The 13,886-nt window shown below is 53.3% G+C and carries 13 protein-coding genes; all 13 read left to right on the forward strand.

Annotated elements, in window-relative coordinates; translation table 11 throughout:
* The first annotated feature begins 22 nt into the window (after nucleotides 1–22).
* The 13 genes from grpE to DTHIO_RS04435 all read left to right on the forward strand — a co-directional run bounded on the left by grpE (nucleotide 23) and on the right by DTHIO_RS04435 (nucleotide 13,405).
* Nucleotides 23–676 (forward strand): nucleotide exchange factor GrpE, encoded by a 654-nt coding sequence (grpE, locus tag DTHIO_RS04375; protein WP_008869141.1) that lies wholly within the window; start codon nucleotides 23–25, stop codon nucleotides 674–676.
* A 76-nt stretch (nucleotides 677–752) separates the two neighbouring features.
* Nucleotides 753–2,675, forward strand: coding sequence for a molecular chaperone DnaK (dnaK, locus tag DTHIO_RS04380; RefSeq protein WP_008869142.1), 1,923 nt, complete (start codon nucleotides 753–755; stop codon nucleotides 2,673–2,675).
* A 571-nt stretch (nucleotides 2,676–3,246) separates the two neighbouring features.
* Complete coding sequence (locus DTHIO_RS04385) at nucleotides 3,247–5,187, forward strand: type 1 periplasmic-binding domain-containing protein (RefSeq protein ID WP_144311438.1); 1,941 nt, start codon at nucleotides 3,247–3,249, stop codon at nucleotides 5,185–5,187.
* 115 nt (nucleotides 5,188–5,302) lie between these two features.
* A complete protein-coding gene (gene gatC, locus DTHIO_RS04390; protein WP_008869144.1) occupies nucleotides 5,303–5,587 on the forward strand; it encodes an Asp-tRNA(Asn)/Glu-tRNA(Gln) amidotransferase subunit GatC in 285 nt (94 codons plus the stop codon).
* A gap of 16 nt (nucleotides 5,588–5,603) precedes the next feature.
* Nucleotides 5,604–7,073, forward strand: a complete 1,470-nt coding sequence (gatA, locus tag DTHIO_RS04395; RefSeq protein WP_008869145.1) for an Asp-tRNA(Asn)/Glu-tRNA(Gln) amidotransferase subunit GatA — start codon at nucleotides 5,604–5,606, stop codon at nucleotides 7,071–7,073.
* Complete coding sequence (gene mnmA, locus DTHIO_RS04400; RefSeq protein WP_008869146.1) at nucleotides 7,070–8,104, forward strand: tRNA 2-thiouridine(34) synthase MnmA; 1,035 nt, start codon at nucleotides 7,070–7,072, stop codon at nucleotides 8,102–8,104. Before gatA ends, mnmA begins: the two co-directional genes overlap by 4 nt.
* Before the next feature lie 11 nt (nucleotides 8,105–8,115).
* Complete coding sequence (locus tag DTHIO_RS04405; protein ID WP_008869147.1) at nucleotides 8,116–9,405, forward strand: MiaB/RimO family radical SAM methylthiotransferase; 1,290 nt, start codon at nucleotides 8,116–8,118, stop codon at nucleotides 9,403–9,405.
* Nucleotides 9,406–9,512: 107 nt separating this feature from the next.
* The gene (locus DTHIO_RS04410) at nucleotides 9,513–10,055 is read left to right on the forward strand and encodes a DUF4416 family protein (protein WP_008869148.1); all 543 of its coding nucleotides are present in this window, start codon (nucleotides 9,513–9,515) and stop codon (nucleotides 10,053–10,055) included.
* A gap of 8 nt (nucleotides 10,056–10,063) precedes the next feature.
* Complete coding sequence (locus DTHIO_RS04415) at nucleotides 10,064–10,933, forward strand: YicC/YloC family endoribonuclease (protein WP_161598632.1); 870 nt, start codon at nucleotides 10,064–10,066, stop codon at nucleotides 10,931–10,933.
* 6 nt (nucleotides 10,934–10,939) lie between these two features.
* Complete coding sequence (locus DTHIO_RS04420) at nucleotides 10,940–11,221, forward strand: DUF370 domain-containing protein (RefSeq protein WP_008869150.1); 282 nt, start codon at nucleotides 10,940–10,942, stop codon at nucleotides 11,219–11,221.
* Nucleotides 11,211–11,834 carry a guanylate kinase gene (gene gmk / locus DTHIO_RS04425; protein WP_008869151.1) on the forward strand — a complete coding sequence of 208 codons (624 nt, stop codon included), beginning with the start codon at nucleotides 11,211–11,213 and terminating at the stop codon, nucleotides 11,832–11,834. Before DTHIO_RS04420 ends, gmk begins: the two co-directional genes overlap by 11 nt.
* Nucleotides 11,824–12,573 (forward strand): orotidine-5'-phosphate decarboxylase, encoded by a 750-nt coding sequence (gene pyrF, locus DTHIO_RS04430; protein ID WP_008869152.1) that lies wholly within the window; start codon nucleotides 11,824–11,826, stop codon nucleotides 12,571–12,573. The genes gmk and pyrF overlap by 11 nt, the downstream gene beginning before the upstream one ends.
* Complete coding sequence (locus DTHIO_RS04435) at nucleotides 12,545–13,405, forward strand: tetratricopeptide repeat protein (protein ID WP_008869153.1); 861 nt, start codon at nucleotides 12,545–12,547, stop codon at nucleotides 13,403–13,405. The genes pyrF and DTHIO_RS04435 overlap by 29 nt, the downstream gene beginning before the upstream one ends.
* The last annotated feature ends 481 nt before the right edge of the window (nucleotides 13,406–13,886 follow it).

Genomic DNA, 13,886 nt, shown 5'->3' on the forward strand with positions numbered 1-13,886 from the left:
GATCAAATACGGAGGTTGATACATGTCCAGGGAAGATTACAACAAGGAACAAAAACCAAAAGAAAACGAAACCCGGGACAAATCCCGGGAAGAATATCCCAGGCAGGAAGAAGACTCCTGGGAACAGGAGGGGGAGTACCTCGACTTTTCCGGAGAGGAAGCAGGCTCACACATCTCGGAGCAGGAAATGAAAGATCTTTGCAGGCAGAATATCTGCCCCGACTGCGAACTTCTGCGTGAACAGAAGAACCAGGCCCTCAAGGCCATAGCAGACTCGGAGAATTACAAAAAACGCCTGGCCCGAGAGAAGGAGGAATACTGCAAATATGCCGTATCTTCCTTTATCGAGGAAGTCATTCCGGTTATAGACAATCTGGAACTGGCTCTGGAACACGGGCGCAAGAATGAAGCCTGCAAAGACCTGGCCCAGGGAGTGGAAATGACCCTCAACCTGTTCTACCAGGTACTGGAAAAGAACAACCTGAAGCAGGTTGGCAGCGAGGGGGAAGACTTTGACCCCAACTTTCACGAGGCAATGGCCCAGCAGGAGCGCGAGGACATGGACGAAGGCAAGATATGCCAGGTCATGCAGAAAGGCTACCTGCTGGGAGACAGGCTGGTAAGACCGGCCAAAGTCCTTGTCAGCAAACAGTGTTCTCCTGAAAAAAATGAATAACATCGTCTTTACAACTTTTTCAGGAGACTTATGAATTCAAACAACTTCAAAGACTATTTCAAGGAGGCTTGTTAATATGGGCAAGATAATCGGAATCGACCTGGGAACCACCAACAGTTGCGTATATGTGATGGAAGGCAAGGAAGCCAAGTGCATAAGCAACCCTGAAGGCGGACGCACAACCCCATCCATTGTAGCTTTTACAGATAAAGAACGTCTGGTCGGGGAAATCGCCAAAAGGCAATCCGTGACCAATCCGGAAAAGACTGTTTATTCAGTCAAGCGGCTCATGGGCCGTCAGTACGACGACCCGGTGCTCAAGAACTGGATCGAGAGGTGCTCCTACAAAATTGTAAAAGGCAAAAACGACGACGCCTACGTGCAGGTGGGCGACAACACTTACAGCCCGCCGGAAATATCGGCCATGATCCTGCAGAAGCTCAAAAGCGACGCAGAATCATACCTCGGGGAAACTGTTTCCGAGGCGGTCATAACCGTTCCGGCCTATTTCAACGACAGCCAGCGCCAGGCCACCAAGGATGCCGGCCGCGTTGCCGGACTTGAGGTAAAACGCATAATCAACGAACCTACTGCCGCATCCCTGGCTTATGGTGCCGACAAGAATGTCAACGAAAAGATAGCTGTCTTTGACCTGGGTGGTGGAACATTCGACATATCCATCCTGGAAGTGGGCGACAACCTGGTGGAAGTGCGCTCAACCCACGGCGACACCTTCCTGGGCGGAGAGGACTTTGACCAGCGTATCATTAATCACTTGGTGGATGAATTCAAAAAGGAGAACGGCATCGACCTCTCCCAGGACCGCATGGCTCTGCAGAGGCTCAGGGAAGCTGCTGAAAAGGCCAAGAAAGAACTTTCCACCACCATGGAAACAGATATCAATCTGCCCTTTATCACTGCGGATCAAAACGGCCCCAAGCACATGAACATGAAGCTTACCAGGAGCAAACTGGAGAGCCTGGTGGAAGACCTGGTGCAAAGGACCATCGGACCCTGCGAAAAGGCCTTGAGCGATGCGGATCTCAAGGCCAACGACATCAACCAGGTACTCCTTGTGGGCGGCCAGACCAGGATGCCCCTGGTACAGAAAAAGGTATCCGAATTCTTTGGCAAAGACCCCAACAAGAGCGTCAACCCCGACGAGGTCGTGGCCATGGGCGCAGCCATCCAGGGCGGCATCTTTGCTGGAGATGTCAAGGATGTCCTGCTTCTGGACGTAACTCCCTTGTCCCTGGGTATTGAAACCATGGGCGGCGTGTTCACCAAGCTCATCGAGCGCAACACCACCATCCCCACCCGCAAGAGCCAGATATTCACCACGGCTGCGGACAATCAGCCCTCGGTTTCCATCCATGTACTCCAGGGAGAGCGCCCCATGGCAGCAGACAACATGACTCTGGGCCGCTTTGAGCTCACCGGTATCCCCCCGGCACCCCGCGGCGTACCTCAGATCGAGGTCACCTTTGATATCGACGCCAACGGTCTGGTCAACGTCTCGGCCAAGGATACCGGCACCGGCAAGGAGCAGTCCATCCAGATCACTGCTTCCAGCGGTCTGTCCGAAGAAGAGATAAACAATCTCGTCAAGGAAGCCGAAAGCCATGCCGAGGAAGACAAGAAAAAACAAAGACTCATCGAAGCCAGAAACCATGCCGACACCCTGATCTACACCACTGAAAAGTCCATCCGGGACCTGGGCGAAAACCTGGATGCCGAACTCAAGGCGGACATAGAAAACAAGATTCAGGAACTAAAAAACGTCATGGAAGGCGAAGACGAGGAAGCCATCCGCAAGGCTACAGAAGACCTGTCCCAGGCTTCGCACAAACTGGCTGAAAAGCTTTACGCCCAGAAGACCCAGTCCGGCGAAGCAGGGCAGCAGGACCAGGGCGAGGCCCAGACCGGACAGCAGGGTGCTCAAAGCGCCGAAGAAGATGTGGTGGATGCAGATTACACCGAGGTCAACGACAAGAAATAAATTGTCTTGACAGCAGGTTGAACCAGTTCCTATTCTAGCCCGGGCAACTAAAGGCCCGGGCTTTTTTTATCTTAAGTAACGATCCACTATATTTTTTACCGGAATAGGCTCAGGCCCAAAGTGTGCTCAATAGACAATAGTACAAATTTCAAACAAACATGTAGGTAACTTTATCTGACACCCTGCCCCGCTGGATTACGTGCACGGCGTAAACTCCCCTCCTTAGCCAAGGAGGGGCCGGGGGTGGTTGTATGAAGACCACTTCCACTAAACTCCCCTCCTTGGACAAGGAGGGGCCGGGGGTGGTTGTATGAAGACCACTTCCACTAAACTCCCCTCCTTGGACAAGGAGGGGCCGGGGGTGATTGTATGAGACCACTTCCACTAAACTCCCCTCCTTGGACAAGGAGGGGCCGGGGGTGGTTGTATGAGATCCCTTCCTTTTTCGGATGTTGTCCCGAAGGGGCCTCTTTTTTTGCGCAGGGTCGCAGAAAAAACCCAATACCTGTTTTCTAAACAAACACCGAGTTTTTCCAAGTATATCTACCTGTACCTGTCAGGCTTAATAACCATGCATAAAACACGATTTATTATAGCTTTACTCCTTCTGTTCTTCATTGCCGCATGCGCGGAAAAAAAAGTGGTCACCGACCCTCCCAGACCGGACCTGCAGCAAAGGGCTGCCCAGGCCTGGGAGGCCGAGGATCATCCCGCTGCCCAGGACCTCTATTCTCAGCTCCTGGAAGAATTTGAACTGGAAGAGGACCATGAAATCATGGCCTGGAAAAGGCTGGCTGTAAGCGCAGGGGAAAACCGCGACTACCGGCAATCCATGCAGGCCCTTGAGAAGTGGGCCCAAATGGATCCAGAGGCCGCGGACAAGTGGAAATGGCATCACTACTACTCTATGGCCCTGAAAGAAACTGAAACCGAGCAGAAATACGTCCGCTACCTCCAAAACCTCTACAGGGATGAATCCAGACCTGTAGAGCTGCGGCTCAAGACGGCCCTGACCCTGGCAGAACATCACCTGGAAAGCCAGAGATACCCTGAAGGAATGGATGTTTTAAGAGATATCCGCCAGTTTGCTTATACAGATGAGCAAAAGGTATGGATTGAAGAAGCCGGCAGCAGACTTTTTCTAAAGATGGACCTTGAAGAACTCGAAAAAGCTGCTGAATTTATGGACAGGGAAAAGAAACTCCATTTCCCGGACAACCTTTTCTGGTGGTCCTATTTTCACGCCCGTCTCCAGGACGATAATGACCAGTGGGAATCCCTCAGGCCCGGAATGATTGAGATCGCCAGGCAGAGTGAGCTGGTTTACCGGACTCCCTTCAACAAGGTCCTGGAGAAGTGGGAGGAGAAGCTGGGCAAGCCCACTCCTGTCATGGCTCTGCTGTTGCCTCTAAGCGACAGTTATTCCTCTGTGGGCTGGAAAGTCATGCGCGGAGCAGGCCAGGCCCACTGGGACCTTTTAAGTAACGGCCTGGATGTCAGAGTCAAGACCATAAACACCAACAATCCCGGCTGGATTGAAGAGTTGAAAAAGCTTCAGAACGTTTCCCTGGCGGGTGGCCCCCTGTCCGGAGAAGCATGGGAAAAAATACGTGAGGCGGATCTGCACAGGGAAATGGTCTTTCTGACCTTTCTGCCGACCATGGAAGAGGAGGGCAGCCAGGGATGGCGTTTTTTCTCCAGTGCCGGGGATCAGGTCAGGGCTCTTCTTAAGATCGGCACTCAGGAAATGGACATTGAGAATTTTGCAGTGATGTATCCCGAGGAGGATTTCGGACGCTCATATGCTGAAACTTTCTGGGAAAAAGCCCGGGACATGGATGCCCAGGTCCAGGGTATCCAGAGTTATCCCACTGATGATCACGCCAGCTGGAACCGCATCGTGTCCTCATTTCTGGACATAACCGACCCCAATGACCCTTTTTTGGACCCTGACCCCGGTTTTGAGGCGGTATTCATTCCGGACACTTTGTCCAGGGCCCAGGGGCTTATACCCCAGTTTTTCTACTTCAATGTGGATCACTTAGTATTTATGGGCCCCATGCTCTGGTACCAGGGGTACTCTCCCGGGACCCTGGAACAGCAGTTCTTCTCCCTGGCTTTAAGCTGCGGGGCATGGAACAGTCACAATCCCTCACCCCCTGCCAGACAGCTCAGTGAAGGCCTGGAAGACAGTCTTCAGGGAGAAGCGGATTTCTGGGTGGCCCTGGGCTACGACTTTGTAAGATTCGCCTCCAGGCTGGGAAATATGCCTTCACCTGAAAACAATGATGAAGTCAACCGCATTTTGTCCGGAAACGAGTTCGACTCCTGGAGCATGGCCCCTATAAACTGGGACGATGAGGGCAAAGCATCACAGGACCTCTTCGTGTTCCGGATGGATCGCCATGAGCTTCAGCCAGTGGAGCCCGAAGCCATGAAATGGACCATAGAATCCAGGAAACAAAGAAGAGCCATGTGGCTGGAGCGTTTAAGGGAACAGGAAAGAGAGTAACGGTCTCAGCAGATTCAGTAAATTTCTGAAAACTGTTTCGCAGACAGCAAAGAGCAGCACATGCTTGCCTGGATAATCCATAACACGTAATCCGTTATATCAGGAGAACAGAAGAGTGAATATTGATAAAGAATACGTAAGCAGGATAGCTGCACTGGCCAGGCTGGAAACATCCCCGGAGCAGGCCGAAAAATTCGCTGTCCAGTTCCGGGACATCATCGGATACATGGACAGCCTCAACCAGGTGGACACTTCCGGGGTGGAGCCTTTTTATTCACCTTCGGAAAACATTTCTGTTCTGCGCGAGGATGAAACCCGCAAAACCTGCCGGCGCAGCGACATACTGGCCAGTGCCCCGCACCATGACGGAGAATACTTTATTGTCCCCAGGATAATCTAGCAAAAGGTGAGCACAAGTGTACCAAGACACCAGAACCCTCTGCACAACCAGGCTGCTGCTGCAGAAAAAAGAAATCAAGGCCTCTGAAGTGGTTGAGGAATACCTGGACAACATTCGCCAGACTGAACCAGGCATCAGGGCCATGCTGCATATCCGGGAAGAAGAGGCCCTGGAAGAGGCCAGAGAGATGGACCGGCAGGGTCCGGACAATGAAAAGCCATTGTGGGGCGTGCCCATGACCATCAAGGATGTCATCTGCACCCGGGGCACTCCCACTACCTGCGGTTCCAGAATCCTGGAAAACTTCACCCCGGGTTATGATGCCACTCTGGTACAGCGGCTGAGGCAGGCCGGGGCCATAATCCTGGGGAAAACCAACATGGACGAGTTTGCCATGGGTTCATCCACTGAAAACTCGGCCCTGCAGACAACGTCCAACCCTTGGGATCTGTCCCGTGTACCCGGGGGCTCCAGCGGAGGGTCGGCTGCATCCATGGCCGCAGGACAGTCCCTGGGCTCCATTGGAACCGATACCGGCGGCTCCATTCGTCAGCCGGCCTCATTTTGCGGGGTGGTGGGCATGAAGCCCACTTATGGCCGGGTTTCCAGATACGGGCTTGTGGCTTTTGGTTCTTCACTGGACCAGGCTGGACCCATGACCTTGAGTGTTCCTGACAGCGCAGCAGTTTTAAATGTCATATCCGGTCATGACCCCCTGGATTCCACCTCTTCCAGCGCCCCTGTTCCGGATTACCTGGACGCCCTGGAAAAAAGAAAAGATCTTCATGGCCTGCGCATAGGACTTCCCCGGCAGTACTGGGAAGAAAAAATGAGCCCTGAAGTGGATTCAGCCTGTAAAAAGGTTCTGGAAACCATCCGGGAGGCCGGAGCCCGGACCGTTCCGGTGGACCTTCCCCACGTACAGCACGGAGTTGCTGCATATTATATCATAGCCATGGCCGAGGCCTCTTCCAACCTGGCCCGCTACGACGGGGTCAGGTACGGCTACAGGGATCAGGAGGCCCGGGAACTACTGGACATGTACCGCCGCACCAGGTCCAGGGCCCTGGGAGAAGAAGTCCAGCGCAGGATCATGATCGGCACTTATGTCCTTTCCGCTGGATATTATGATGCCTATTATAAAAAGGCAGCCCAGATACGCAGGCTCATTCACCGTGACTTCATGCAGGCCTTTGAAGACTGTGACCTGCTCTGCTCCCCGGTTGTTCCCTCTACCGCCTTTCGCCTGGGAGAAAACGTGGACGACCCCCTGCAGATGTATCTTACGGACATATTTACCACCTCCCTGAACCTGGCCGGCCTTCCCGGAATAAGTATACCTGCGGGCCTGGGCCATGAAACCGGCCTTCCCGTGGGCATTCAGTTTATGGGTCCGGCATTCGGGGAAGAGCTTCTGTTGCAGGCAGCCGGCATCCTGGAGCAGAGTCTGCCGGCACTGCCCTTTCCCGCCGCCCTGAAAGAATGAGAATAGCTGTCGCTGTAAGCGGGGGCCTGGACAGCCTGGCCTCCCTGGTAATGCTCCGGGAAGAAGGCCATGACGTTCTGGCGCTTCATGCCCGGTTTTTCCCCCGCCTGGATGAACACCTGGAGAAAAGACTCAAGGGCATCTGCACCAGCCTGGGCGTGGAGATGCATGTCACCCTGCTGCAGGATGAATTTGCCGCCCGGGTGATTGATCCCTTTGTCCAGGATTACCTGGATGGTCTGACCCCAAACCCCTGCGCCCGCTGCAACATGCGCATAAAATTCGGGCTGTTGCTGGACCGGGCCCTGGAGCTTGGAGCCTCGGCCCTGGCCACCGGCCATTATGCGGGAATTAAAAAAAACAGTTCAGGCCCGGTTTTGATGCGGGCCCTGGACCAGGCCAAGGACCAGAGCTACTTTCTGTGCCTTGTCCCTCCCCGGAGGCTTGCCCGGGCAAAATTTCCCATGTATCATCATTTCAAGTCCAGCATGCAGGAGTTTTTGCAGAACAGAAACATCACTGTCCCCGCCAGGGAGGAAAGCAATGAGATATGTTTCATTCCCGGGGATTATCGGGATTTTATAGCCGGCAGGCTTGAAAAAAGCCATGAGCCCCTGCCCGGCCCCATAGTTGATTCTTCGGGCCGCACCCTGGGACGGCACCAGGGGCTGTGGCGCTACACCCCGGGCCAGAGACGCGGGCTGGGCATCGCTTTTAAGCACCCTTTATACGTGCTGCGCAAGGACCTTGCCAGCAACACCCTGGTGGTAGGAGCCAGGGAGGAACTGGGAGCCGGGGAATTCCAAGCCCGGGATGTGAATATCCTGGAAGAGCCCCGGAAATGGCCCCTGGACCTTCTGGTCCAGACCAGGTACCGTCAGAAAGCCCGCCCTGCTGAAGTAGAACTATGGGGGCAGCGGATGCGTGTACGCTACAAGGGCGAGCCGGGCCTGCCGGTTCCAGGACAGGTGGCAGCGGTTTATTCCCCAAAGGGACAGGTCCTGGCCGGGGGCATAATTCAACAGGAATAGTCGGTAAAGCCATGTCTTCAGCTTATTTTTTCATGACCACCCTTGGATGCAGGGTAAACCAGTACGAATCCCAGGCCATTTCCGAGGCCCTGCAGCGACAGGGTCTGGTCCCTGCAGACGGCCCTGAACAGGCCGGATATATTTATGTCAACTCCTGTGCTGTCACCGCCAGGGCCGTAAAGGACCTGAAAAAAACCCTGCGGCGTCTGCGCGTCCAGGCCCCGCAGGCCCGCATCATTGTTACCGGCTGCGCCGCACAGATCTTTGAAGAAGAACTGGGGGCCCTGGAAGAAGTAGACCTGGTGGTTCCCCAGTCCCGCAAGACCTCTATTCTTGCGTCCCCGTTTCCAGACCCGCATGCCGGTGATCCCGGCCTGGATTACTGGATCACCAGCTATTTCCGGGCCAGACCTGTGGTCAAGGTTCAGGACGGCTGCTCCAGGGGCTGTTCCTATTGCATAGTTCCTGCCTCCCGCGGTGCACCCGTCAGCCGCCCCCCGGAAGTTGTGCTCAGAGAAATCCAGGGGCTTTTGAACCGGGGCTACAGGGAGATAGTCATAAGCGGAATCAATCTGGGCATGTACGGGGTGGATCTGGATGCCAGGGAAGATTTCTGGGATCTCATCTGCTACCTGGAAAAAAACCTGGCCTCTGAGTGGGAAGACAGGATGCGCCTGCGCCTGAGCTCCCTGGATCCGGCCATGCTTGATTCCCGGGGCATAGACATCATTTCCTCCTCCGTCCTGATCTGCCCTCATTTCCACCTGTCCCTGCAAAGCGGCTGCACTTGGGTTTTAACCCGCATGGGGCGCGATCACTACCATCCAGCCAAGGCCATCTTTTTTGTTGAACGTCTGGAAAGAACCATACCTTTTTATTCCATGGGAGCAGATTTTCTGGTGGGATTTCCCGGGGAAAAACCGGATTACTTTGAACGAACTCTCAAACTGACAGAGGCCCTGCCTCTGTCCTACGGCCATGTGTTCACCTATTCCCCCAGGCCCGGAACCCGTGCAGCCCGATGGCCGGACCAGATCGCCCAGCACGTCAAGGAAAAAAGAGCGCGTGAACTAAAAGAGGTCTTAAAGCACAAGCGCCAACGTTTTACCAGCAAGCTTCTGCGGGAAGACAAGTTGCGCCTGATCATGGAAACCCCATATAAAGGCATGAGCGAATACTACATGGATTGCTTTATAGAGGACCAGAATCTGGGATTAAAGCCGGGAGACACCGTCAGCGCAGCTCCCTATAAAATCCAGGACTCCAAGCTTATGGTTGAAGTGTTCTCGCAATACTGGTAATATTTTTTTACATTACAGATTCAAATCCTGTCCAGTTCATTGCGCCATATTATAATTTTAAGACCAAACATCCTGTCCACCCCGGGTGTGACAGGTGTACCTGTATTATGAGTCACCCGGAAATACCCGGGCCGGGCAAACTGTTTCTGTCCATCCTGAGTTCCAGATGGGAACTCTTTGAGGAAGAACTTCTGCCTGCCCTGAGCCTGCGGTTCGGCCGTGTGGATTTCGAAAGTCCCTATATTCCTCTAACGGAAACAGATTACTACAACCAGGAACTGGGGACGCCCATTTTCAGGCGCATATATACCTTTTATCCCCTGGTGGAACTTAACAGGCTGCCGGAAATAAAGCTTGTCACCAACAGCCTGGAGCAGGACTGGCTGCGTGACGATAAGCGCCTTTTCAACCTGGATCCGGGGCTTTTGACCCTGGAGCGTCTGGTCCTGGCAACCGGCAAGAATTTTACCCATCGCATCTACCTGGATCAGGGCATCTGGGCTGATCTGACCCTGATCTTTACCAGGGGGGACTGGGTGGATCTGCCCTGGACCTTTCCGGATTATGCCTCGGAGAAAATCAAGACACACCTGCGTGAAATCAGGACCAGTTACCGCAAACAATTACAAAAGGCATCCCAGACAAAATGACACACAGCATGACCGGCTATGGCTCCGCCTCTATGGAAAAGGCCCAGTGGAACCTGAACTGGGAAATAAAAAGCGTCAACAGCCGCCACCTGGATATAAAGTGGAAGATCCCCCCTGCCCTTTTTTACAGGCAGACCGGGTGGGAAAAAATCCTCAGGAAATACGCCTCCAGGGGCCGTGTGGAAATATATCTTGACATGCGCATTCTGGACCCTGACAAGCTGGGCCTGGAATTTGACCACCCTCAAGCCATGGCCATGATAGAAGAGCTCAAAAAATTCGCCTCCAGCACCGGTTATGAATTCAAGCCGGATCTAAATGTTTTGCTGCGCATGCAGTCCATGTGGCAGGAAAAATCATCCAGCATGGATGAAGAGCTTCTGTCTGACCTGGAAACCTGCCTGGAAAAAGCCCTGCAGAAGTGGAATGATTCCAGGAAATCTGAAGGTGAACAGCTTTTAATGGACCTGCAGGAACGTATCACAAGGCTCAAGTCGAGCCTTGCTCAGCTTGAGGACCTGGCGGCCGGCAACACAGACCAGCGTTTTCAGGAACTGCGCTCCAGGGTGGACAGGATTCTGGGGGAAATAAATGTGGAGGCCGACCAGAACAGGCTTCTTCAGGAACTGAGCCTTATGGCGGACAGGCTTGATGTCTCCGAGGAAATAACCAGGCTCAGGGCTCACTTGGACTCCATGCACGGGCTTGTGGCAACAAGCGGCGAGATGGGCCGCAAACTGGATTTTTTTCTCCAGGAGGCCTTCAGGGAGATAAATACCTGTGCCAACAAATGCCAGAACACTCAAATGAGCAAAATAGCCGTGGATTTCAAAACCGAACTGGAAAAATGCCGGGAACAGGCCCAGAACCTGGAGTAGCTATTCATGGACAGCAATATCTACAAGACCAGGTTCAGGCTTTTGAACATAGGTTACGGCAACAGCGTCATCATTTCCAGAGTGGTGTCCATTGTCAATCCGGGTTCATCGCCCATGCGCAGGCTCCGGGAGGATGCCAGGGAGCGCAACATGCTCATCGATGCCACCCAGGGCCGCAAGACCAGGTCCATCCTGGTCATGGATTCGGGACATGTTATTCTCTCGGCTGTACAGCCGGAGACAATGGCCCAGCGGATAAAACAACTGGAGGCCAGAGATGAATCCTAAGGGTATACTCCTGGTTATAAGCGCTCCCTCGGGTGCTGGCAAAAGCACGCTGATCCGCATGCTGTGCCGCGATTATCCCGGATTCGGCTTTTCTGTTTCCTACACCACCAGGAAGCCCAGGGAAAATGAAGTGCACGGCAAAGACTACTTCTTTGTACAAAAGGATGAGTTCCAGGGGCTGATAGCAAAAAATTTTTTCGCTGAATGGGCCGAGGTGCACGGCAACTTCTACGGCACACCCGCCCGGCAGGTCTTGGAAAGCATCCAGGAAGGCCGCAGCCTGATCATGGATGTGGATATCCAGGGGGCCAGGCAGATTAAAAACAACCTGCAGCAGGGAGCTTATATCTTTATATTTCCTCCCTCCCTGGATGACCTCAGGCAAAGGCTCATGCATCGGGGAAGCGATACTGCCGGGGCAGTGGAAAAACGCCTTCAAAACGCTGCCGGCGAAATGCTCAAAAGCGACTTTTTTGATTACTGGCTTGTTAATGACGATTTAGACTCCTCCTATGCCCGGTTAAAGGCCATAGTCCTGGCTGAAATGCAAAGACCCTTTATACGCCCGGATCTTGCCCGGAAAATCGCCTCTGGAGTACACTATGACTCATGAACCCCGGGTTGTCGTCGCCCTGGATGTCAGCAGCCGTGAGCAGGCCCTGGACCTGGCCCGCACCCTGAGGCCGGCTACTGACTGGGTGAAAATAGGCCTGGAGCTGTTTACTTCCTGCGGACCGCGAATCGTTCAGGAAATCAAAGATCTCGACTACAATGTCTTCCTGGACTTGAAGCTTATGGACATCCCCAATACTGTCCGGAAATCCGTAAACAACTGCATTGACCTGGGCGTGGATATGCTTACCCTGCATCTCCTCGGGGGAGAGAAAATGATAAACGCCGCCATTGACGCCAGAGACGGCAGAGATTTCCAGGCACGCTCCCGCCCGGCTCTTGTGGGGGTTACGCTGCTCACCAGCCTGGACAGGTCAGACCTGCCCTGGCCGGAATCCAGAAGCCTTTATGATGTGGTGCTGGACCTGGCCTCCAGGGCAGGAAGATGGGGGCTGGACGGAGTTGTCTGTTCCGGTGGCGAAGCTGCCGGTATCAAAAAGAGTGCCATGGAAGGCTTCTGCCTGGTCACACCGGGAATCAGGCCTGGTGAAAACCTGGAAGATCAAAAAAGAGCGGTCACGCCCTCCATGGCTATGGAGGCCGGGGCCACGCACCTGGTTATAGGCCGCCCGGTGACTGCATCCCGGGACCCATTGGATTCCCTGATGCAGATCAGACGAGAACTGTCAGCGAACTTGCAAGGAGCAGCTTATGGCGGACACGGAAAAGAAAGTGCCTGATAACGGCCGGGCCGGGGCACCAGAAGAAGAAAAATCCAGGATCCAGGGAGTATTTTCCACTCAGAACCTGGTCAAAGTGGGTACCGGGAGCACTCAGAAAAAGACCGTCCAGAAGATGTACTGGTACGTAAACCAGTTGGACGATGAAAACGTGGAGATACAGCCTCTAAACGTAAACTATGTCCCATCAGGGCCCAAAAAGATAGTGCCCAGGGATGAAATCCTGGAGAAATTTTCACCTGAGCCCGAGTTCTACACCTACACAGTATTCCCCAAGATGCGCGAGCTCAACAAGACCATCGCCCGCGGAGACAGGCACCGCAAAAAAGGCGAGAGCTACAGCGCCGAATTCGAGTACAACAATGCCCTGAAAGTAGACATTGAAAACATCCGGGCCAATTTCGGGCTGGGACTGACCTACCTGGAGCGGGGAGAAAAGGAAAAGGCCCAGGATATATTCGAGCGACTGGTCAAGCTGGACGCAGCTTTCGAGGATGAACATAAGCATCTGTTCAATGAGTTCGGCATCAACCTGCGCAAGCAGAAAATGTATCAGCAGGCCCTGGAATACTACACCAAGGCCTTAGACATGGTGGAAAATGATGAAAATCTGCACTACAATGTAGCCAGGGCCTACTTTGAATTCAAGAAATACGACAAGACATTTGAACATTTACTGGAAACGCTCAAACTGAACCCGGAGATGGAGCACGCCAAAAAATTTATAATGTACATGAAAAAGCACAACATGCTCCCCCAGGACGCAGACGCGAAAATAAAGCAGGCTCTCGGCAAAAAAAGCAGGCAGGAACCAGCTGAAAAATCAAATTGAATGGTTACTGTTTGGTTAAGGGTATCTGTTTAGCGCTATGCATGTGGCATGGGGACTGGCTCTTCCGGGACCCACTTGTCCCAAAAAATGAGATATTTTAAGCACAAAATGATGCTCAAGTGGGTCCCGGAGTGCCTGTCCCCTGCTTTCCTTAAAAGCGCTAAACAGATACGGTTAAGGAGGGTCTGAGGTGTATCGTTCCAATTAAAGAACCGATACTTAGTGGCTTACTGCTGAAACCTTGTCATAAAAAACAATAACCACGCGAACCACGCTAAGAAGCGTGGCAGGACGCGTGGCAGGCCTTAGACAGGATTAACCACGCCAAAGAAGCGTGGCGGGCATTGATTGACAGGATAACCTTTTGGCCTGGCTTCCGGCCAGGACAAAGATGATTTTCTCTTCATCAATCTCTTAATCCTGTTAATCCTGTCAAAAAAGTTCTTTTCTTTATTGGATTGCGGGCAAAGCCCGCTTTAGA

Origin of the sequence: Desulfonatronospira thiodismutans ASO3-1, from assembly GCF_000174435.1 — a bacterium.
Classification (GTDB): domain Bacteria; phylum Desulfobacterota; class Desulfovibrionia; order Desulfovibrionales; family Desulfonatronovibrionaceae; genus Desulfonatronospira; species Desulfonatronospira thiodismutans.